Source organism: Bradyrhizobium sp. LTSP885 (assembly GCF_000938305.1).
Taxonomy (GTDB): Bacteria; Pseudomonadota; Alphaproteobacteria; order Rhizobiales; family Xanthobacteraceae; genus Bradyrhizobium.
On sequence record NZ_JYMT01000025.1, the window covers coordinates 31,541 to 51,205 of the forward strand.

Genomic DNA, 19,665 nt, shown 5'->3' on the forward strand with positions numbered 1-19,665 from the left:
GGCATTGAAAAATAGAGAATTATCTCCTCCAACGGGATCCCGGAAGCGATAATTCGGACCTAGTCTTTGCCGTTGTGCTTGACGGGGCGGTCACCCGTCGAGGGCGCCGGCTGGGTGACACTGACGGGATCGGAACCCGGGAACGTCTCCTCCAGCCCCTCCTCCAGGGCATCATCGAGCCGGCGTTTTTCAGCGCCCTCGTCCGCTTTTGGTTTGGACCCTGAGTGAGGCATCGCGCTCTCCTGTCGGTTCCACCAGGCGATTTGGCAGGCGATCCAACCATGCTAGATGACGACAGAACCTAACGCCAACGAGACTTGCGACCTACAAGACTTTGCGACCTAAAGGCTTGCGACAAACAAAAAGGGCCGGGAACGTCCATGAAGCACATCACCTGCATCGAAGATTTGCGCCAGTTGCACAAGCGCCGGGTGCCGAAGGCGTTTTTCGATTATGCGGACCGCGGCTCCTACACCGAGGACACGCTGCGCGCCAATTCCGACGACCTTCAGCAGATCAAGTTCCGGCAGCGCATCCTGGTCGACGTCTCCAAGCGCAATTTGTCGACCACGATCCTCGGCGAGCCCTCCGCGATGCCGCTGATCCTGGCCCCGGTCGGCCTGCTCGGCATGCAGCATGGCGACGGCGAGATCTACGCCTGCCGCGCGGCGCAGGCGGCCGGCATTCCCTTCACCCAGAGCACGATGTCGATCTGCTCGATCGAGGATATCGCTGAAGCCGTCGACAAGCCGTTCTGGTTCCAGCTCTACGTCATGAAGGACCGCGGCTTCATCAAGTCGCTGATCGAGCGCGCGATCGCGGCGAAGTGCTCGGCGCTGGTCTTGACCGTCGACCTGCAGGTGATCGGCCAGCGTCACCAGGACATCAAGAACGGCATGAGCGTGCCGCCGGAATGGTCGCTGTCGAAACTGCTCGACTTCGCGAGCAAGCCGTCATGGGTCGCCGGCGTTATGCGCGGCAAGCGCCGCAGCTTCGGCAACATCGTCGGCCACGTCAAAGGCACCGATGACCTGACCAAACTGTCGGAATGGACCGCCTCGCAGTTCGACACCTCGCTGAACTGGAAGGACATCGACTGGATCCGCTCGATCTGGCCGGGCAAGCTGATCCTGAAGGGCATCCTCGACGTCGAGGATGCCGAACTCGCCGCCAAGACCGGCGCGCAGGCGATCGTGGTCTCCAACCATGGCGGCCGCCAGCTTGATGGCGCACCGTCGTCGATCGAGGTGCTGCCCGAGATCGTCGACGCTGTCGGCTCGCAGATCGAGATCATGTTCGACGGCGGCATCCGCACCGGCATGGACGTGATGCGCGCGCTCGCACTCGGCGCCAAATCCTGCATGATCGGCCGCGCCTATGCCTACGGCCTCGGCGCCGGCGGGCAAGAAGGCGTCGCGAAAGCACTCGACATCCTGGCGAAGGAGCTCACCACCACGATGGGCCTGTGCGGCGTCAACACCATCGCCGAGATCGACGATCACGTGCTGGCGGTGTGAGGCGGCAGTCGTAGCCCGGATGCAGCGAAGCGCAATCCGGGAATCCCGCCCATGTGAAATGTCCCGGATTGCGCTGCGCTGCATCCGGGCTACGCACTTCATTCGGTCCTCGTCCCGGCTTTCGCCGGGACGACGGTTGAGAGAGTTTGCCTTCGCCTCACATCGGCGGTGTAATCCCGTCGCGGCCGACATTGACGCGGTTGGCTTCGAGCGTGCCGTCGTCCTTCTTCACCGCGCCGAAGATGATGACCTTGGCGCCCGGCTTCAACTCGGACTTGTCACCGGCCACGAACGTGACAACCGGGGTCTCCGGCGGCACCACGACCTTCTTCTCACCGTCCTTGTATTTGACCAGGATGTTCTGGCCGTCGGCGCCCTTCACCGTCTCCGCGACGGTGGCATTGGTCATCGTCGAGTTGGCGCGCAGGTCCCAGGGACGGAAACCTTCGGCCGCGCCGCGCTGGTTCTCCGGGAAGATGTGGACCGCGATCGCCTTCTGGGTTCCATCCGGCTCGGGCATCGCGGTGACACCGATATAGGAGCCCGGCTTGATCTCCGACAACTCGGTCTTGGCAACGCCGAACACCGCGACATTGTCGGTCATGCGCACCTTCATGTCGGCGCCGTCGCGCGACTTGATCGACAGCAGGGAGCCGTCGACGGCTTCGATGGTGCCGCGGATGCGGACGGTCTGCGGTTGTTGCGCGGACGCGACGGAGGCAAAGGCAATTGCGAACAGCGCGGCGAATAAAAGTGATTTCGGCATGGGTGTCCCTCTCAGTGGGTTGGCTGGCGGAGTCAGGAACACCGGATGAGTGGTGGTATTCCGGGCTCCAATCTCGGCGCCGTCATTCCGGGATGGTCCGAAGGACCAGACCCGGAATCTCGAGATCCCGGGTTCGATGCTTCGCATCGCCCCGGGATGACGCTTCGCGTCACATCGGCGGCGTCAACCCGTCGCGGCCGACGCTGACACGATCGGTCTCGAGCGAGCCATCCGGCAGCTTCTTCATGAAGGCGATGATCTTGGCGCCGGCCTTCAGGTCCGATCTGTCGCCGGGAACATAGGTCACCACGGGCGTTTCTGACGGCACCACCACCTTCTTCTCACCGTCCTTGTACTTGATCAACAAGGTGTGACCGTCATTGCCGACGACGGATTCGGCCACCGTGGCGTTGGTCATGCTGCTGTTGGGCTTAAGATCATATGGCCGCGAGCCCTCGCCGGTGCCACGCATGTTTTCCGGGAACACATGCACCTCGACCGCCTGCGGCACGCCGTCGGGGCCGGGCACCGTGGTGGTGCCGATGAAGGACCCGACCTTGATTTCCGACAGGCCGATCTTGGTGAGGCCGAGCACCAGGATGTTGCCCGTCATGTGCAGCTTGACCTCTTCGCCGCTGCGCGACTTCACCGCAAGCGTATCGCCATCGATGCCTTCGACGGTTCCGCGGACCCGCGTCGGCGTGGGCGGTTGCTGCGCGATGGCGTAGATCGTGGACGCCGTCACCATCGCAAGCGCAATGAAGGGACGAACGAATTGGGTACGGCGGGACGGCATGGCGTAATCTCCGGGAGGGGGCGCAGGCTGATGTAGCACTGACCCCACCCTCGCAGCGCTATTCCATGTCTCAAGTCTTTGTGAGATCGGCTTCGACCAGCGCACGCAGTTCCGGCGTGACCTGCGGGCGCTGCCCGAACCACAATTCAAAGCCGCGTACCGCCTGGTGCAGGAGCATGCCGAGCCCGTCAGCGGTCTTCAGCCCGCGCGCCTGCGCCGCCGCGAGCAACGGCGTCACCAGCGGGACATAGACAAGGTCGGAAACAACTGATGCCTGCGGCAACAGCCCGACATCGATGTCGAGCGCGGGCTGGCCGTGCATGCCGAGCGAGGTGGTGTTCACCAACAGGCCCGCGCGCGGCAGCAAGTCGGGCACCGCGTCCCATGTCGCCGGATGCACGCGCGCACCGAACTGATCGGCGAGCGCGCGGGCGCGGTCGATGGTGCGGTTGACCAGATGCACGCGCGCAATGCCGCGCTCGATCAGGCCGAACACCACCGCACGCGCCGCGCCGCCGGCGCCGAGCACCAGCGCGTCCTCAGCCTTGTCCCAGCCGGGCGCGCAGGCATCGAGATTGTTGATGAAGCCCTCGACGTCGGTGTTGGTCGAGCGCAATTCACCATCTTCGAACCAGAGCGTATTGGCGGCGCCAACGGCGCGGGCGCGCTCATCCGGCGTCGACAGCGCCAGCGCCTGCTCCTTGTGCGGGATCGTGACATTGGCGCCGACGAAGCCGCGAAACGACAGGCGCAGCACGAAATCCTTGAAATCGGCAGGCGGCACCGCCTCGATCAGGTAACCGCCCTCGATGCCGAGCATGCGCAGCCAGTAATGATGGATCAGCGGCGAGCGGGAATGCGCCGCCGGCCAACCGATCAGACATGCGGCACGGGCTTTGGTCGAGGTTGTCATTGCCGTGACATCGGCCATGGCACCCCCCGCTGTCAATCCGTCCGCTTCGCGGTTGCGGCAAGCAGCGCGCCGACGGCAAATGCCGCGCCCGCGGCAAACCAGATCGCGGCGAGGTTGATCCAGCGGTAGGCGAGCGCGCCGACCAGCGCGCCGGCCACGAGCGCCGCCCACAGCAGCAGGTACGGCAGCCAGGCCCAGCGCGCGCCACCGGTCAGCGCCGCGGCCGTGAGCTGGCCGACCTTCACCAGCGCGCCGGTCATGTAGGTCAGGCCGAGGCCGGCGCCGCCGTCGATCTGGAACACCGCGTTCTCCAGCCCCATCGCCAGCACGATCGCCGCGACCGCGGTATTTGGCAGATCGAACGCTGCACTCAGCCCTGCAGCCGCGAGCAGCAGCGCCTCGGCGAGCAGGACCAGGGGCTGGCGATGCGCGATGCGGCTGAGCGCGATCAAGCTGCCGGCCGCAGCACCGGCGACAAAAAGGGCGATCAGCCCCAACGCCTCCAGGGCATGCGCCCAATGCGCCTCGGCAAGCGTCACGCCAAGCCGCGTCGAGTTGCCACTCATGAAGGAGACGAACAGCCCGCCCAAATGCAGATAGCCGATGCCGTCGACATAGCCGGCCAACGCGCTCAGCGCGCAGGCCAGCGCCAGGTTGCGGCGGGATTCAAGCATGCTGACTTAGGACCGCTGTGCGTCAAAGCAGCAGTCTCCATGAAAGCGATCGACTTGAGAAGAGAACGTTCGAGAACAACTTTCTCCCGTCATTCCGGGATGGTCCGAAGGACCAGACCCGGAATCTCGAGATTCCGGGTTCGATGCTTACGCATCGCCCCGGAATGACGATCGCACCATCACGCCGCGTCGCGATGCGCGGCGATGATCTGGTCGGCGGCGCGGCCCGTCACTTCGGCCATGCGGTCGAACTGGCGGGTGAAGCTGCCGGCGCCGGCGGTGGCCGAGCGCAGCTCGACGATGAGGTCGCCGATCTCGGCTTCCGGCATGGTGGCGCGGACGCAGTCCCAGCCACTCCAGCCCTCGCGGGTATCGAAGCCGAGGATCTGGCCGCGGCGCGCCGACAGGATCGCATTGATCTTGGCGGTCGCCTCCGTCGGACAGACGATCTCGACCAGGTGGATCGGCTCCAGCAGCACCGGCTGGCACTGCGGCAGCGCCTCGTTGACGCCGGCCCGCGCGGCGGTGCGGAACGCGAGATCGGAGGAATCGACGCTGTGATAGGAACCGTCCATCAGCGTGACGTCGACGTCGATGACGGGGAATCCGAGTGGCCCGCGCGCCATCGCATCGACGACGCCCTCTTCGACCGCACCGATATAGTTGCGCGGCACCGCGCCGCCGACCACCTTCTCGTGGAATTCAAAGCCGGTCCCGCGCGGCTTCGGCTTGACCTCGAGCACGACGTCGCCGAACTGGCCGTGGCCGCCGGATTGCTTCTTGTGCCGGCCGCGCTGGGTGACGGCTTTGCGGATGGTCTCCTGATAGCCGATCACCGGCGGATGCGATTTGACGCTGATGCCGAAGCGATCCTTCAACCGCTCCTGCGCCACCCGCAGATGCATCTCGCCCTGCCCCCACAGCACGGTGTCGTGCGTCTGCGGGTTCTGCACCATCGACAGCGAGGCATCCTCTTCGTTCAGCCGCAACAGCGCCTGGCCGAGCTTGACGTCGTCCTTGCGGTCGGTCGCTGCGATCGAGATCGACAGCACCGGCGCAACCGGCTCGACCGTCACCAGTGACGTCGGCGCGGTCTTGCCGCTCGACAGCGTGTCGCCGGTCTTGATCGCGTCGAGCTTGCCGAGCGCGACGGCCTCGCCGGCTTCCGCCGACGGACGCTTGCTGTCATGCCCGCCGCTCACCGCCAGGATGCCGGAGACGCGTCCGCTCTCGCCGGCCGAGGATTGCAGCGTCGCGCCGTCGTCGAGGCGGCCCGCGAGCACGCGCGCCAGCGACAGCTTGCCGCCGTGTTGCAGATGCAGGGTCTTGAACACATAGGCCAGCGCATCCTTGGTCCCGGACACGCCGAGGCGTTTGGCGGTTTCGGCGACGCCGGGCGCTTCATGGCGCAGCGCCTTCATCAGCCGCAGCACGCCGTTCTCGCGGCTCGCAGCTCCAAGCAGCACCGGGCAGATCAGGCCCTCGCGCAGCTCGCGGGCGAGATCGTCGAACACCGCGTCGCGCGGCGGCTGGATATCCTCCAGCAATTGCTCCATCAGCGCATCGTCATGGTCGGCGAGCTTCTCCAGCATCGAGAAGCGCGCTTCCTTCTCGCGGTCGAGATCGCCGCCTTCGAGGGCCATGACCTCCGACGGCTTGTGTTCGCGATAGACGAAGGCGCGCTCCAGCGCGAGATCGACGAAACCTTCGATCAGATCGCCGTTCCAGATCGGGATCTGGCGCAGCACCAGCGGCACGCGCGAAGCCGGCTGCAAGGTCGCGAGCGTCTCGCGGATGCGCTTGTTGGCGCGATCGATCTTGTTCAGGAACAGGAAACGGGGAATGCCGAGCTCCTCGAGCTCGCGCAGGATGATCTGCAGCTGCGGCAGCTTCTTTTCATCGGCCTCGCAGACCACGACCGCGGCGTCGACCGCCGGCAGCGCGGCGCGCATGTCGTGCGCAAACTCGACCGAGCCGGGACAATCGATAAAGGTATAGCTATCTCCCATGAAATGGGTGGTGGCGGCGGTCAGGCCGACGCCCATCTTGTGCTGGCGCGCCTCGGGGCTGGCATCGCCGACGGAGGTTCCGGCATCGACGCTGCCGGCACTCTTGATGGCGCCCGTGCGCGCCATGATCGCTTCCAGAAGTGTGGTTTTACCGCTTTGGAAAGGGCCCACCAGTGCAATGCACCGTGGACCTCGGGGACTTCTGACGTCTTGTCCCATTGCCGCCTCCTCGCGTTGGAGCTCGGCCCATGATTGGGTCGGCGACCTCCAATGCTCCGCCCGTCCGGAGGTTTTGGCAAGCCGGAAAAATCGCTGCGGTGCGGTGTCGCGCGCGAGTCATAAAACCCCTCCCGCTCTTCACGGGAGAGGTCATAGCTTGCGCAATGCGCAAACTATCGGAGACGCATCAGCGTCCCGGACGCAGCTCGAGGCTCTCCAGCCCGGCGGCGACGCTGACGCCGACCTGGCCCTGCACGCTCAGCGGCTGCAGCGCGATCGTGTTGTTCGAGCCGCCGACCAGCACGTTGCCGCCGACGCCGACGCCGAGCGTCGCGCTGCCCTGCGCGCCGGCGTAGTCACCGGTCAGGTCGCCCGGTCCGAGCCGCGCCACCGGCGCCCACACGCCCCAGGCCAGCGCGGATTCCTGCGTGATGCCGAGGTCGAGGCCAACCTTGCGGATGGTCGCGACGTAGCGGTCTTCCGGCATGCCGTCGATGCGCAGCACGCAACCAAGATTGGTCACGGATCCGACGATGAAACCAACGCTTGCGCCGCCGCGGCATTCGAGGACGCCGACCTGCACGCGCTGGATCGGCTGCTGCGCATTGGCGCCAGCGATCGAGGCCGCCAGCGTGGCGATGGCAGCACCGGCGAGGAGGATGAAGCGACGCATTTGAGGGATCTCCGGCTGAAAGGCATGATGCGAGCTGAGAGCGGAACGGACGCCGCACCCGAGGCGCCCGGCTTGCTATGCCATAACATCGCACGCCGTGCCAGATTTGGGCCGTTCGCCTTCCGATTATTGCGGGATGTGGCTGGCACGACGTATCCCAGCGACCCACGCCGCGGTCACCGGACAAAAAAAGAGGCCCGCTTTCGCGAGCCTCCTTGATTCAAAGCCTGTCGGCTTAGTGGTGGTGATGATGGCGGTGATAGTGCCGGCGCGGACCGCCGACACGAACCGGCTCGAGGTCGATGCCGGCGATGCCGGCCGCGACGTTGAGGCCGGTCTGGCCCTGCACGCTCATCGGCTGCAGCGCATAAGCATTGTTCGGGCCGCCGAACAGGAAGTTACCACCGGCGCCAAGGCCGACCGACGCGTTGATGCCGACGCCGCCGTAGCTGCCGGCGAGCGCACCGCGCGGGAGCTGCGTGCTCGGCGCGCTGACCGCCCAGGCGAGCTGGGTCTGCGCGGTGACACCGAGGTCGAGGCCGATCCGCTTGACGGTCGCAATGTAGGGCTCGGGCCGGCGGGCGTTGGCGCTCTGGAACACGCATTCGAGCTGGGTGACGGAGCCGACGACGAAGCCGACATTCTGCCCGCCCTGGCATTGCAGGACTCCGGCCTGAACCTGAGGCGCCGCGTTGGCGGTGGCGATCGGCGCCAGCAGCGCGAGCGTGGCGAGGGTGAGTGTCGAAAGTCGCATTGGGTCTGTCTCCGCAAGATGAACTGAATTTGTGCGGCGGACAGGAAGGAAGGGTCATGTCCAAAACAAGGCGGTTCGCAAAGATGCCGTAAAAACTTCCCGCGTGTGACCGTAACGACCTGAGCAGGATGTGATTTGACGTGATTTGACACAGCGCTTTTACCGCTGCGCGCGACTTCAACGCGCACCGGCGCATTCCCGCATCATGTGCGGGAATGCATTTTCGTCCGACAGCGAATTATCGCAGATTGCCGCAGAAGCGCTGGATGCGCTTGCAAGCTTCCTCGAGATCCGAGGTCTTGGTGGCATAGGAGATGCGGAACGCGGGTCCGAGCCCGAACGCGGAGCCCTGCACCACGGCGACGCCTTCGCTCTCGAGCAGCTCGGTGACGAAGTCCTCGTCGTTGCCGAGCACCTTGCCCGACGGCGCCGTCTTGCCGATCGTGCCGGCGCAGGACGGATAGACGTAGAACGCACCTTCGGGACGCGGGCACTCGATGCCGCTCGCCTGGTTGAGCATCGACACCACGAGGTCGCGGCGTTCTTTGAACACCTTGTTGTTGGCCGGGATGAAGTCCTGCGGCCCGTTCAGTGCCTCGACGGCGGCCCACTGCGCGATCGACGACGGGTTCGAGGTCGACTGCGACTGGATCGTCTGCATCGCCTTGATCAGCTGTGCGGGACCGCCGGCATAGCCGATGCGCCATCCGGTCATGCAATAGGCCTTCGAGACGCCGTTCACGGTCAGCGTGCGATCGTAGAGGCTCGGCTCGACTTGCGCCGCGGTGGTGAAGACGAAGTCGTCATAGACCAGGTGCTCATACATGTCGTCGGTCATCACCCAGACATGCGGATGCTTGACCAGCACGTCGGTGAGCGCCTTCAGCTCGCTGCGCGTATAGGCCGAGCCGGTCGGGTTCGACGGCGAGCAGAGGATGACCCACTTGGTCTTCGGCGTGATCGCCTTTTCGAGATCTTGCGGGCGCAGCTTGAAGCCGCTCGACGCCGGGCAAATCACCGGCACCGACTCGCCGCCGGCAAGCGCCACCATCTCGGGATAGCTGACCCAATAGGGCGCGGGAATGATCACCTCGTCGCCCGGATTGATGGTCGCCATCAGCGCGTTGTAGAGCACCTGCTTGCCGCCGGTGCCGACGATGATCTGGTTCGGCTTGTAGGAGAGGCCGTTCTCGCGCGAGAACTTGTTGATGATGGCTTCCTTCAGCTCCGGAATGCCGCCGACATCGGTGTACTTGGTCTTGCCGGCCTCGATCGCATGGATCGCCGCCAGCTTGATGTTGGCGGGCGTGTCGAAGTCGGGCTCGCCGGCGCCGAGGCCGATGACGTTACGGCCCGCGGCTTTCAGCGCACGCGCTTTGTCCGTGACCGCGATCGTCGCGGACGGCTTCACACGGTCGAGCGCAGCGGACAGGAAGGCCATGATCATCTCCGGGCAAACGTCGTGAACAGTTGGCCACGACTTGATCTGAATGGGATCGCGGCACACTAGGCCGGTCGCCGCTGCATCGCAAGAAGCTTGGCGGCAAAGTCGGAAATTTTCGCGCGATCGCGCGCGACGCACGCAACATTCCGCAAGTTCCGGCCCCGATCCGCTCATATCCGGCAAGGTCTGCGGCGGCCGGATCGGGCTCGTCGCGACAACACATCGCCACGCGATCCAACACGGATTGCTCCGAGGACAATTCGCCGCGGAGAGTCCGCGAGCACGGCATCGCCGGGACTCGGGATCGGCACGCCCTGAACATGTTAATATCCGCGACCACAACCCGCCCGCCGGCATCGATCGCAGCGTCGCGCAAGCGTGATCCGAGTTGTTCTGCCGTGTCGATGGAATCGTTCTGCACGCGTGCAGTGCGGTAGGCATTTCGACTTTTTCCAGGGTCCAGGGCTTGCGACGCACCGGTATCGGCATCATTGTTTAGGCGCATTGCGGTGTGACAGGCCGCGCAGTCTTCGAGCGTCCCGTCTTCCCGATCGAGTGAACCCCGACGCAATGTACAAGCTCTATTCGATGCAGCGCTCCGGCAACAGCTACAAGGTTCGCCTGGCGCTGGCCTTGCTGAACACGCCGTACGAGGCGGTCGAGATCGACATCCTGCGCGGCGAGAGCCGCACCCCGGAATTCCTGGCCAAGAATCCGAGCGGCCAGGTGCCGTTGCTCGAAGTCGCCGAAGGCCGCTACCTCGCCGAGTCCAACGCCATCCTCTGGTATGTCGCGATCGGCACGCCGCTGGCGCCGGAATCGCGGGTCGAGCGCGCCGAAGCGCTGCAATGGATGTTCTTCGAGCAGCACGCGCTGGAGCCGAATATCGGTGCCGCCTATTTCTGGCTGTCGCTGGTCAGGGGCGGCCGGGACCTGCAGACGCACGCGCTGGAGGACTGGATGGAGCGCGGCTATGCGGCGCTGCAGGTGATGGAGAATCACCTCAAGGGGCATGCCTATTTCGCCGCCGACCAGTTCACCGTCGCCGACATCGCGCTGTATGGCTACACCCACGTCGCCGATCGCTGCGACTTTGACCTTGCGACCTTCCCGGCGATCCGCGCCTGGCTCCGACGGGTCGAGCAGACCCCCGGATTCGTTGCCATGGATTGGCAGTCCGGAACCGGGATCGAGGCCCCGGCCCGCCTCGCCGCCAGCGTCTGAACAACTGATTTAGCGGGAAAACCGCCCAAATAGCGGGCAAAACCGCTGATACCGCCGTGTTTTTGCCGTTTTCGATGACTTGGCCGCCGCAATATTGCCGGCGACGACCGGCAGGGTTCCGATCGACCTCGCGGGTGATTCGCGCGCGTCCTGAAGGATTTAGACCATGACACGGTCGTCCGGCACGGCAGGCTTCCAGGGCCGCCCTGCCCCGGTGGCATCGACCCGTCTGACGAATGCGATCGCCGCATCGCTCGCGATCGGCGCGCTGACGCTCTGCCTTGTCGTCACGCTGACGGTGCTGTCGAGCAAGATCGCCATCGCGATGCCGCTCGCGACGTAACTCAGCATTTTCCGGTTGGCACCTTTGCGCGGCAAGGCGCGGTGGAGACGGCGCGGCTCGACATGATGAAGACACCCGTCGGACTGGTAACCGTGACGTTGGCGGTCGCGATCCTGCTCGCGGCATCGCTCTTGATCGTGACCGGCACGCGTGGCGAAGACCGTGCGCATCCGATGCGGATCATGACGCCTGCCAAATAGACGGCGGCGCGCAACGCCATGCGTGGAAGATGCACGGAGCCCGGTCAAACGCCGACGTGCCTATCATTTGATTTGAAAGCGGCGAAAGCTCGCCCGGCCGCCGCAGGCAGGCCTTAACGCTCAAAGCGGAAATGCCGGCAGCGTTGCGGACCTGTCGTCAAACTGCGGCCCTTATTCTCGACAGGCAACGAGAACGCGCATGCGGTTCGACTGGCGTACAATTTCGGGTCCGGCTCTGACGGCGGTCACCGCGCTGACCGCATTCCTTGTCGATCGTTATCTGGTCGCGGTCCCCAACCCCGCGCCGCTGTTCGTCTGCATCGTCGCACTTGCCGCCTCCGTCAGCGGCATCGCCTCCGGGCTGACCAGCGCTGGGATCGCGGTGGTATGCTCGGCGCTGTTCTTTCTCGATCATCGCGCGATGCCCGGTTACGGCGTAACCGACGTGTCGCGGATGCTGATGCTGGCGGCAACCGCCGCCGGCACCGCCTTGATCACCGGACTGCTGCGGCAGAAATGGATCGATGCCTTCGCCGCCGATCAGGAGCATAACGCCACCGCAGCGCGGCTCGCCAACGCGCTCGACCAGGTCGACATCGGCATCGTGCTGCTCGACTCCGACACCCGCGCCGAATTCATCAACCGCGCGTTCCGCGAATATTTCGCGCTCTCCGACGCACAGGCTGACTCGAAGCCGCCCTTCATCGCGCTGATGTATCACGGCCGCGACACCGGCGCGTGGGAGTTGCCGGAGGACGAGATGGGCGCGTTCATCGCAGAGCGTACCGAGAAGATGCGCGCGGGCGATTCCACGCCGATCAATATCACCCTTGCCGACGGCCAGGTGCTGCGCTTCAGCTGCACCGCGCTGCCCGATGGCGGGCGCATGCTGAGCTACACGCCGGTGACGGATCTGGTGCGGCACACCGACGATCCCGACAGGGCCGACTATTTCCGTTCGCTGCGCGGCAGCGAGCGCGCGCAGGCGCCGCCTCTGCACGCCGCGGAGTGACGCAGGATGCGCTTGCGCAATTGATCCCGCACGATCCCGACGATAGAACGTTGCCGGCCCTCACGCGCATCCCACAACGCAGGATCATTCATGTCCGACGACGTCACCATCCGCTTCGTTACCCGGCAGGACTACGCTCAGTGGCTTCCTCTGTGGGACGGCTACAACGCGTTCTACGGTCGGTCAGGGCCGACGGCGCTGGCGCCCGAGATCACCGCGATGACGTGGCAGCGTTTCTTCGACGCCTATGAGCCGGTGCATGCGCTGGTCGCCGAGCGGGACGGCAGACTGCTCGGGCTGACGCACTATTTGTTTCACCGCTCGACGACGGCGATCGAACCGACATGTTACCTGCAGGATCTCTTCACCGACGCGGCCGCGCGCGTCAAAGGCGTCGGCCGCGCTTTGATCAACGGCGTCTACGCGCAGGCGAAGCTCGCAGGCTCGCCGCGGGTCTACTGGCAGACCCACGAGACCAACCGCACCGCCATGCAGCTCTACGACAAGGTCGCGGAGAAGCCGGGCTTCGTCATCTATCGCCAAGTCTTTTGAATACCACTTCTGAGTCCAAGTCTTCTGAGCACCGCTTCTGAGCACCGCTTCTGAGTGTGGCTTCTGAGCGCGTCTCCGAAGCCCTGTGGATAAGATCAGATGTCACCGGGGCGTTACAAAGCCCGGCTAGGTTTCGCCTTGCGTAAGATCAGGCCCCCCGTCTCGGATCTCGCGCCCCGAGCGGTCCCCGTCAGTCGCCGCGTCTGACCGGGACCGCTTTTTTTTGCGCCATTGCCATGCGCCGTACGCGGCCGGAGCGCACCTTGCCGGGCGAAGAGCCGCGCGCCACAATGCGCCCGCCTCGCTTCTCCCCCACAGGATTGTCTCATGGAAATTCGTAATCTCGGCGGCTCCGGCCTGCGCGTGTCCGCGGTCGGCATCGGCTGCAACAATTTCGGCCAACGCACCGATCTGGAGACCTCGCGCAAGGTGATCCACAAGGCGATCGACCTCGGCATCACCCTGTTCGACACCGCGGACATCTACGCCGGGATGGGCGGTTCGGAAACCGTGCTCGGCACGGTGCTGGGCGACCGCCGCAAGGACATCGTGCTGGCCACCAAATACTCCAAGCCGATGGCGGCCGACGGCACCAAGCAGGGCGCCTCACGGCGCTACATCATGTCGGCGGTGGAAGCGAGCCTGACCCGGCTGAAGACCGACTACATCGATCTCTACCAGCAGCACGATTACGATCCCTTGACGCCGATCGACGAGACCTTGCGCGCGCTCGACGATCTCGTCCGCCAGGGCAAGGTGCGCTACATCGGCAATTCCAATTTCCCGGCATGGCGCATCGCCGAGGCCGAGTACGTCGCGCGCGCGATGAACGTCGTCCGCTTCGTCTCCTGCCAGGACGAATACAGTCTCGTGGTGCGCGACATCGAAAAGGATCTGCTACCGGCGGCGAAGGAATACAATCTCGGCCTGCTGCCGTTCTTTCCACTCGCGAGCGGACTGCTCACCGGAAAATACCAGCGCGGTGCGGCTGCCCCCGCTGACACCCGTTTCGGGAAAGCACCGGCGCTCAGGGATCGCTACGTCACAGCGCGTAACGAGGACATCGTCGAGAAGCTGCAGGCTTTTGCGAAAGTGCGCGGCCACACCATGCTGGAGCTGGCGTTCTCGTGGCTCGCCGCGCGCCCGCAAGTCTCAAGCGTGATCGCCGGCGCCACCCGCGTCGAGCAGGTCGAGCAGAATGTGAAGGCGATCGACTGGAAGCTCTCCGCGGACGAGATCGCGGAGATCGATGGGATTACGAAGGCGTAACCGCCGCGAAGATGTACCCACAGCGTCGTCCCGGCGCAGGCCGGGACGACATCGAATTTGTGGCTCGCGCTTACGCCACCAGCCCCTTCATCGGCTTCACCGGGCTGCTATCCGGAAACACCGTCTCCGCCAGCGCGCGCTCGCCGACGCCGAGTTGGTCGTGCAGCACGCCCTTGATCACCGCGCGCAGGTCGGTGGTCGGGGCGAGGTCGCGGGCCTGGTAGAGATTGGCGGGCTTTAGGCCCGGCCAGTCCGTGATCATCCGGCCGCCTTTGACCGCGCCACCGGCGAGCAGCGCAATGGTGCCGGTGCCGTGGTCGGTGCCTTCGGTGCCGTTGATGCGCGCGGTGCGGCCGAATTCGGTGGCGACCACGATCACGGTGTCACGCCAGCGATCGCCGAGGCCGCTTTCGAATTCCGCCAGCGCGCCGTCGAGGCCGCCGAGCAGTTGCGCGAGACGGCCGACCGGGCCGCCCTCATTGGCGTGGGTGTCCCAGCCATCGAAGGCGAGCGCGCCGATCCGCGGGCCGTCATCGGCCGCCATCAATTTGGCGGCGCCGCGCGCTACCAGCCGCATCGCGGCCACGCCGCCTGCGCCCGGCTTCGGCTTCATGTCGTCGCCCTGCGCCTGCTTCTCGAGCTGCAGCCCCTGCGTCAAGGCGCTCGCCAGCATGGGATCGCGGTGCTGATAGAGATCGAGCAGCCGCATCGCGGTGTCGTCGGCAGCCTGCGGCAGTGCGACCGGCGCCCAACCGACCGTGGGCGCCGCACCGCGCAGCACCAGCGGCGTGGTCGGACCGACCGCGAGCGCGCTCATCACCCGATCGCCTTTCGGCAGCGCCTCCAACGCGCGGTTGAGCCAGCCGGACTGCACCCGGCCCGGGCCGGCAAAGCCGCTTTCGAGCACGTCCTGCCCATCGAAGTGTGAACGATCGCGATACGAGGTCGCGACCGCGTGGACCACCGCGGCCTGTTTGGCGCGATACATCCGCGCGAACTCCGGCATCGCCGGGTGCAGGCCGAAAAACGGATCGAGCATTACGGCCGCATTCGGCCCATCGGCACGCAGTGCGATGGCGCCATGGAGAGCGGCATAGTCAGGATCGCCGATCGGCGCGACGGTGGCGAGACCGTCGAGCGCGCCGCGCAGGATCACGACGACGAGCCTGGGATCGCGGCCATCGGCGGCGCGTGCGAATTTCGGCAAATAGGCCCAGGCCGCAAACGACGCGCCACCGAGCAGCAGCGCGCGGCGTGACGTCGCCTGCGTCATCAAGCTCTCACAGCACTCCATCGTCACCTCCTCTGGAATTCCGGCGACATCAACAACAGCGCCAGCGCCTGCTGGCGGGATTCCGCGCGCTCGATGGTGCGCCGCGTCTCCGGCGATGCGGCGTCCGCGGCGACCAGTTCGAGCAGATCGCGCGGATCGAGCCGGTCGGCGAGCTGGGAGGCTGTCTGCGCGGAGATATCGAGCCTGAGCTTGAGACCCTCGGGCGCCGCCCAGGCCGCGCTGGTATCGGGAAAGCCGTTCGGACCGGCGGGCGACCACAGCGGCTGACCGAGCACGTTGAGACCGTTGAGATAGCGGCCGGGATCTTCCGGGTTGCGCGCCAGCAGGCGGCCGGAGGCGATCAGGAATTCGTAGGGCGAGCGCATCTTGGTCAGCGGCGCCTGCCAGGCGTCGCTGGAATCGACCAGCGTGGTGGCGAGCGCCTTGAGGTCGCCATCGGTTTTGGTGAAGACATCCTGCAGCTTTGCGATCAGCGCGGGCGGCGGATCATCTGCGACGAAATGGCGCGCGAACTTGGTCGCGATAAATTTTGCGGTCGAGGGATGCTGCGCGATGTCAGATAGCACCGCCTCGCCCTGCGCGACGCCGTTTGGCGGATAGCTCTTGCCCAGCACAGACTGCGGGCCGGGCTCGTGCGCATTGGCGTTGAACACGAAGGTACCTGGCGTGCCGAGCTGGCCTTGCCGTCCGGCAAAGGTCCATCCCGTGATGACGCGTGCAAACGACGTCACGTCGTCCTGGGTGTAGCCGCCGCTGACGCCGAGCGTGTGCAATTCCATGATCTCGCGCGCGAGGTTCTCGTTCAGACCGCGCTTGCGGTTGATGCCGGCGCGCGAATCCGGGCCCAGCGATTGCTGGTTATCGAGGAAGAACAGCATCGCCGGGTGTTGTTCGACCGCCTTCAGCATGTCGGCAAAACGACCCAGCACATGCGGGCGGATCGCCTCGCGCTCGAACGAGCCCGCCCACATCCGCGCCAGCGCGCCCTTGTTGGCGGAGATGCAGAAGTGATTGGACCAGAACACCACCAGCCGCTCGACGAAGCCGCAATCGGCGACCACACCGCGTTGCAGCCGCGCCAGCGCCTCGGCACGAAATGTCTTCTGGATGATGTTGAGCGGCTGCGCCGGCGGCTTCGGCGGATCGACCGCGGGCTGCATCGTCCCGGCCGGTGTCATCGCCGCGTTGGCATTCTCCGCCGACTGCATCGTCGGGTCCTTCGCCGTGATCTCCTTGGCGATGGTGGAGAGCGACAGATTGCGCCGCTGCGGCACCGGCTCGGACGATGACTGCGGCGCCGTCTCGCCGGCGGCCGGTTGCGCCGCCTTCGCGGCGTCGCGGGCCTGTTGGATCTCGAACTGATAGTCGAACACCTGCTTGCCGAGTGCGGCGGTCGAGAGCAGGCCGGGAACCTCGAGCAGCGCGCCGTCGGGACGCGCGAGCTCGGCCTTGACGAAGCCGCGCGGATCGGAGGCCGCATTGACGAAATCGCCGGATGCGCCACCACGGGCTCCGAATCCGAACCGATTGAGGGCAACCAGCGCTGCTTGCGAATCGCGGGCCATCGCAGTTTCCTTGGGGATTCCCTTGGCAGGTTATCCCTTGTATGATTTGCGATCATAGCGCGGTTCGGGATGAACCCGAGATTAATTCCAGCATTAAATCGCGGTTAGAATGTTCATCTCGTCATGACAGACCGATCCCAACAGTCTTCGCCTCGGCGGCTCGTCTGCGCGAATTGCAGCACCGGGTTTTCCTGCACGCTCGGCGGTCCCTGCTGGTGTTCCGATGAAAGCTTTCGCCTGCCGATGCCGACTGACGGCGGCGACTGCCTGTGCCCGTCATGCTTGCGGAAACTGGCGGAACAACACGCAAGCGCGAGTGCCACATGAGCAGGCAATGGACTATCGACGCCGTCCTGCTCGACATGGACGGCACGCTGCTCGACACCGAGAAGGTCTATTTCGACAGCCTGGTCGCGGCGCTGACCGCATTCGACTACGGTGAGGATGCCGTCGCGCTCTGCCATTCCATGGTCGGCCTGCCCGGGCCGGTCTGCGAGGCCATGCTGCTCGAGCACTATGGTCCGACATTTCCAATGGCCGAGATCAATCAGGCGTTCCTCGTTCATCGCGACGAGATGATGCGATCGGGCCTGCCGCTCAAGCCAGGCACGCTGGCGCTGCTCGATGCGCTGGCCGCCGCCGATTGCCCGATGGCGATCGTAACCGCGTCGTCGCGCCGCGGCGCCGAGCGCAACCTCGCACTCGCCGGCATCCGCGAACGCTTCGACACGCTGCTGACGCTCGACGACGTGACACGCGGCAAGCCGGACCCGGAGCTCTATCTGAAGGCGGCCGCGCATCTCGGCGTGACGCCCGCGGCCTGCATCGCCGTGGAGGATTCTAACCATGGTGTCACTGCCGCCCATGCCGCCGGCGCCATCACGCTGATGGTCCCCGACATCGCGCCGCCCACCGAAGAGACCCGCGCAAAATGCGCAGCCGTGCTGCCAGACCTCAACGCGGTGCTGGCGATGTTGCAGGAAAGAGGCGTGCTCACACGGCGGCCTCAATAGGCGTCATTGCGAGCAAAGCGAAGCAATCCATCGTCCCGCATATTTGAAGCGATGGATTGCTTCGTCGCTTCAGCGCAAAATTGTTTTGCAATTTTGTCACCAGTTCCTCGCAATGACGGAAGCCGATCGGCCAGGGCGTGTGCCCAAGAGAGTCCGCTTTTGAGGGTAAGGCTTGGCCATCATGGACCGCTTTTGAACCATTGCAGACCTCAAGAAGACTTGGCATCGTGGTGCTTTGATGAGCGATCAGCCTGCGAATACGCGTAAACGGAAGACGTCAGGGCTTTGCGCACTTTGTTTGATTGTTGGTTGTCTTGTATTCAACCGAGCCGAGGCATGCGTGGTCACGAGTGTCGCAATTCGGATTTTGGACTAGCCTCTCCTAAGTATCCCTCTGGCCAAGACGGCCAACGGAACCGTGAGGAAGAGGGTCATTTCATGCAATCGGGCGTAGGTGTAGGTAGCCTCGCTCACTTCGACGAGCTTCCCCAAATGCCCAACGTAGTAGTGCCCATCAATTACGCCCCCCTTGAGTGCGTCCCCGCCTACTATTGCAAGGGCTACAATGAAGATCGAAATGATGTTCGCTATGCACAGAGCCAAAAGCACTTGAAGGAATCGGCGTCCGAATTTTGACATCCACGAAATCCTGATCGCACCCAGAGACTCCCTCAGCTGGCGGCCCCTTTTATTATCAAGCCAAGCCTGCGATGTCTCCTTGTGCCCAATACCGACGTACATTCGGTCCGAATTCTATGTCCTCTGCTCAAAGCATAGCGGACGCGGCCTTTGTGCGTACGCCTTGCCGCCGTTTCCGCCTCGGCGTCGCCAACGCCGTCTCGATCAGCGTGCGCGCCGCCTCACCTGCCGTCTCCATGTAGCTGGCGTCGCGATGCAACAGCACGACGGCGAACGAGCCGTCGAGCAGCAGCAGGATCTGGCGCGCCAACTTCAGCGGATCGGTGATGCCTTCCTCATCGAAGGTCGTGCGCAGCCAATCCTCGAACTTCTTCTTGTGCGCGGCACCGATCCTGATCGCGGGATGGCCGGGCATGTTGGCGAGCTCGGCCGAGGTGCGCAGAAAGCCGCAGCCCTTCCATTTCGGGTGCCGCGCCGCGCGGGCGAGATTGCGGAAGATCGCTTCGACCTGCTCGGGAAGGCCACCTTCGGCTTCCGCGAACCATTTCCGGAACAGCGCGAGATTGGGCTGGTCGCGCGCGGCGAGATAGGCGGCGACGAGATCGTCCTTGCTCTTGAAGTGATAATACAGCGTGCGCTTGGTGAGGCCGGCCTTGGCCGCCACCTCGTCGACGCTGACGCGCCTGATACCTTCATTATAGAACAGCGCGCTGGCCGCCTGGACGATGCGCTCGCGGGTGGGTTCGGAAAGTCTGGGCATCAGACGTATGTATACCGACCAGTGAATAT

Annotated in this window: 21 protein-coding genes; 8 read left to right on the top strand and 13 right to left on the bottom strand. The window is 64.9% G+C overall.

Annotated elements, in window-relative coordinates; translation table 11 throughout:
* Nucleotides 1-59: 59 nt before the first annotated feature.
* A complete protein-coding gene (locus UP09_RS38140; RefSeq protein ID WP_197082682.1) occupies nt 60-233 on the bottom strand; it encodes a hypothetical protein in 174 nt (57 codons plus the stop codon).
* Nucleotides 234-380: 147 nt separating this feature from the next.
* Here UP09_RS38140 and UP09_RS16905 point away from each other — a divergent pair, with 147 nt between their 5' ends.
* Nucleotides 381-1,517, top strand: coding sequence for an alpha-hydroxy acid oxidase (locus UP09_RS16905; protein WP_044539379.1), 1,137 nt, complete (start codon nt 381-383; stop codon nt 1,515-1,517).
* 157 nt (nt 1,518-1,674) lie between these two features.
* Here the strand turns inward: UP09_RS16905 and UP09_RS16910 are convergent, their stop codons facing one another.
* The 8 genes from UP09_RS16910 to UP09_RS16945 all read right to left on the bottom strand — a co-directional run bounded on the left by UP09_RS16910 (nt 1,675) and on the right by UP09_RS16945 (nt 9,762).
* Nucleotides 1,675-2,283, bottom strand: coding sequence for a single stranded DNA-binding domain-containing protein (locus tag UP09_RS16910; protein WP_044539380.1), 609 nt, complete (start codon nt 2,281-2,283; stop codon nt 1,675-1,677).
* A 169-nt stretch (nt 2,284-2,452) separates the two neighbouring features.
* Complete coding sequence (locus tag UP09_RS16915; RefSeq protein WP_502689059.1) at nt 2,453-3,031, bottom strand: hypothetical protein; 579 nt, start codon at nt 3,029-3,031, stop codon at nt 2,453-2,455.
* 118 nt (nt 3,032-3,149) lie between these two features.
* Nucleotides 3,150-4,010 carry a shikimate dehydrogenase gene (locus UP09_RS16920; RefSeq protein ID WP_082070166.1) on the bottom strand — a complete coding sequence of 287 codons (861 nt, stop codon included), beginning with the start codon at nt 4,008-4,010 and terminating at the stop codon, nt 3,150-3,152.
* 14 nt (nt 4,011-4,024) lie between these two features.
* The gene (locus UP09_RS16925) at nt 4,025-4,666 is read right to left on the bottom strand and encodes a YoaK family protein (RefSeq protein WP_044539382.1); all 642 of its coding nucleotides are present in this window, start codon (nt 4,664-4,666) and stop codon (nt 4,025-4,027) included.
* A 179-nt stretch (nt 4,667-4,845) separates the two neighbouring features.
* Nucleotides 4,846-6,894, bottom strand: coding sequence for an elongation factor G (locus UP09_RS16930; protein WP_044539383.1), 2,049 nt, complete (start codon nt 6,892-6,894; stop codon nt 4,846-4,848).
* 187 nt (nt 6,895-7,081) lie between these two features.
* Nucleotides 7,082-7,567 (bottom strand): DUF992 domain-containing protein, encoded by a 486-nt coding sequence (locus UP09_RS16935; RefSeq protein ID WP_044539384.1) that lies wholly within the window; start codon nt 7,565-7,567, stop codon nt 7,082-7,084.
* A gap of 235 nt (nt 7,568-7,802) precedes the next feature.
* On the bottom strand, nt 7,803-8,321 hold the full coding sequence (locus tag UP09_RS16940) for a DUF992 domain-containing protein (RefSeq protein ID WP_044539385.1): 519 nt from the start codon (nt 8,319-8,321) through the stop codon (nt 7,803-7,805).
* Nucleotides 8,322-8,559: 238 nt separating this feature from the next.
* Complete coding sequence (locus tag UP09_RS16945) at nt 8,560-9,762, bottom strand: pyridoxal phosphate-dependent aminotransferase (RefSeq protein WP_044539491.1); 1,203 nt, start codon at nt 9,760-9,762, stop codon at nt 8,560-8,562.
* A 573-nt stretch (nt 9,763-10,335) separates the two neighbouring features.
* Between UP09_RS16945 and UP09_RS16950 the strand changes: the two genes are divergently transcribed.
* The 6 genes from UP09_RS16950 (at nt 10,336) to UP09_RS16965 (ending at nt 14,365) form a co-directional block, all read left to right on the top strand.
* Complete coding sequence (locus tag UP09_RS16950) at nt 10,336-10,989, top strand: glutathione S-transferase family protein (protein WP_044539386.1); 654 nt, start codon at nt 10,336-10,338, stop codon at nt 10,987-10,989.
* A gap of 166 nt (nt 10,990-11,155) precedes the next feature.
* On the top strand, nt 11,156-11,332 hold the full coding sequence (locus UP09_RS38145; RefSeq protein WP_197082683.1) for a hypothetical protein: 177 nt from the start codon (nt 11,156-11,158) through the stop codon (nt 11,330-11,332).
* A gap of 62 nt (nt 11,333-11,394) precedes the next feature.
* Nucleotides 11,395-11,532 (top strand): hypothetical protein, encoded by a 138-nt coding sequence (locus UP09_RS38150; RefSeq protein ID WP_197082684.1) that lies wholly within the window; start codon nt 11,395-11,397, stop codon nt 11,530-11,532.
* Nucleotides 11,533-11,731: 199 nt separating this feature from the next.
* A complete protein-coding gene (locus UP09_RS16955; protein WP_044539387.1) occupies nt 11,732-12,544 on the top strand; it encodes a PAS-domain containing protein in 813 nt (270 codons plus the stop codon).
* Between the two features lie 90 nt (nt 12,545-12,634).
* Nucleotides 12,635-13,096 carry a GNAT family N-acetyltransferase gene (locus UP09_RS16960; protein ID WP_044539388.1) on the top strand — a complete coding sequence of 154 codons (462 nt, stop codon included), beginning with the start codon at nt 12,635-12,637 and terminating at the stop codon, nt 13,094-13,096.
* A 327-nt stretch (nt 13,097-13,423) separates the two neighbouring features.
* Entirely contained in the window at nt 13,424-14,365 is a 942-nt protein-coding gene (locus UP09_RS16965; RefSeq protein WP_044539389.1) for an aldo/keto reductase, read from the top strand.
* A 70-nt stretch (nt 14,366-14,435) separates the two neighbouring features.
* Here UP09_RS16965 and UP09_RS16970 read toward each other — a convergent pair whose 3' ends face one another.
* Nucleotides 14,436-15,638 carry a DUF1501 domain-containing protein gene (locus tag UP09_RS16970; protein ID WP_502689057.1) on the bottom strand — a complete coding sequence of 401 codons (1,203 nt, stop codon included), beginning with the start codon at nt 15,636-15,638 and terminating at the stop codon, nt 14,436-14,438.
* A gap of 23 nt (nt 15,639-15,661) precedes the next feature.
* Entirely contained in the window at nt 15,662-17,224 is a 1,563-nt protein-coding gene (locus UP09_RS16975; protein ID WP_044539391.1) for a DUF1800 domain-containing protein, read from the bottom strand.
* A gap of 323 nt (nt 17,225-17,547) precedes the next feature.
* Here UP09_RS16975 and UP09_RS16980 point away from each other — a divergent pair, with 323 nt between their 5' ends.
* The gene (locus tag UP09_RS16980) at nt 17,548-18,237 is read left to right on the top strand and encodes an HAD family hydrolase (RefSeq protein WP_044539392.1); all 690 of its coding nucleotides are present in this window, start codon (nt 17,548-17,550) and stop codon (nt 18,235-18,237) included.
* A gap of 372 nt (nt 18,238-18,609) precedes the next feature.
* Here UP09_RS16980 and UP09_RS16985 read toward each other — a convergent pair whose 3' ends face one another.
* Nucleotides 18,610-18,978, bottom strand: a complete 369-nt coding sequence (locus tag UP09_RS16985; RefSeq protein ID WP_082070168.1) for a hypothetical protein — start codon at nt 18,976-18,978, stop codon at nt 18,610-18,612.
* Between the two features lie 25 nt (nt 18,979-19,003).
* The gene (locus tag UP09_RS16990) at nt 19,004-19,636 is read right to left on the bottom strand and encodes a TetR/AcrR family transcriptional regulator (RefSeq protein ID WP_044539393.1); all 633 of its coding nucleotides are present in this window, start codon (nt 19,634-19,636) and stop codon (nt 19,004-19,006) included.
* Nucleotides 19,637-19,665: the final 29 nt, after the last annotated feature.

Excerpts from the sequence above, each read along its gene's own strand:
- UP09_RS16960 (WP_044539388.1), top strand. The coding sequence starts at position 12,635 with ATGTCCGACGACGTCACCATCCGCTTCGTTACCCGGCAGGACTACGCT.
- UP09_RS16970 (WP_502689057.1), bottom strand. The coding sequence starts at position 15,638 with ATGACGCAGGCGACGTCACGCCGCGCGCTGCTGCTCGGTGGCGCGTCG.
- UP09_RS16930 (WP_044539383.1), bottom strand. The coding sequence starts at position 6,894 with ATGGGACAAGACGTCAGAAGTCCCCGAGGTCCACGGTGCATTGCACTG.
- UP09_RS16935 (WP_044539384.1), bottom strand. The coding sequence starts at position 7,567 with ATGCGTCGCTTCATCCTCCTCGCCGGTGCTGCCATCGCCACGCTGGCG.
- UP09_RS16945 (WP_044539491.1), bottom strand. The coding sequence starts at position 9,762 with ATGGCCTTCCTGTCCGCTGCGCTCGACCGTGTGAAGCCGTCCGCGACG.
- UP09_RS16980 (WP_044539392.1), top strand. The coding sequence starts at position 17,548 with ATGAGCAGGCAATGGACTATCGACGCCGTCCTGCTCGACATGGACGGC.
- UP09_RS16910 (WP_044539380.1), bottom strand. The coding sequence starts at position 2,283 with ATGCCGAAATCACTTTTATTCGCCGCGCTGTTCGCAATTGCCTTTGCC.
- UP09_RS16985 (WP_082070168.1), bottom strand. The coding sequence starts at position 18,978 with ATGTACGTCGGTATTGGGCACAAGGAGACATCGCAGGCTTGGCTTGAT.
- UP09_RS16940 (WP_044539385.1), bottom strand. The coding sequence starts at position 8,321 with ATGCGACTTTCGACACTCACCCTCGCCACGCTCGCGCTGCTGGCGCCG.
- UP09_RS16915 (WP_502689059.1), bottom strand. The coding sequence starts at position 3,031 with ATGGTGACGGCGTCCACGATCTACGCCATCGCGCAGCAACCGCCCACG.
- UP09_RS38140 (WP_197082682.1), bottom strand. The coding sequence starts at position 233 with ATGCCTCACTCAGGGTCCAAACCAAAAGCGGACGAGGGCGCTGAAAAA.
- UP09_RS38145 (WP_197082683.1), top strand. The coding sequence starts at position 11,156 with ATGACACGGTCGTCCGGCACGGCAGGCTTCCAGGGCCGCCCTGCCCCG.
- UP09_RS16920 (WP_082070166.1), bottom strand. The coding sequence starts at position 4,010 with ATGGCCGATGTCACGGCAATGACAACCTCGACCAAAGCCCGTGCCGCA.
- UP09_RS16955 (WP_044539387.1), top strand. The coding sequence starts at position 11,732 with ATGCGGTTCGACTGGCGTACAATTTCGGGTCCGGCTCTGACGGCGGTC.
- UP09_RS16950 (WP_044539386.1), top strand. The coding sequence starts at position 10,336 with ATGTACAAGCTCTATTCGATGCAGCGCTCCGGCAACAGCTACAAGGTT.
- UP09_RS38150 (WP_197082684.1), top strand. The coding sequence starts at position 11,395 with ATGATGAAGACACCCGTCGGACTGGTAACCGTGACGTTGGCGGTCGCG.
- UP09_RS16905 (WP_044539379.1), top strand. The coding sequence starts at position 381 with ATGAAGCACATCACCTGCATCGAAGATTTGCGCCAGTTGCACAAGCGC.
- UP09_RS16975 (WP_044539391.1), bottom strand. The coding sequence starts at position 17,224 with ATGGCCCGCGATTCGCAAGCAGCGCTGGTTGCCCTCAATCGGTTCGGA.
- UP09_RS16965 (WP_044539389.1), top strand. The coding sequence starts at position 13,424 with ATGGAAATTCGTAATCTCGGCGGCTCCGGCCTGCGCGTGTCCGCGGTC.
- UP09_RS16925 (WP_044539382.1), bottom strand. The coding sequence starts at position 4,666 with ATGCTTGAATCCCGCCGCAACCTGGCGCTGGCCTGCGCGCTGAGCGCG.
- UP09_RS16990 (WP_044539393.1), bottom strand. The coding sequence starts at position 19,636 with ATGCCCAGACTTTCCGAACCCACCCGCGAGCGCATCGTCCAGGCGGCC.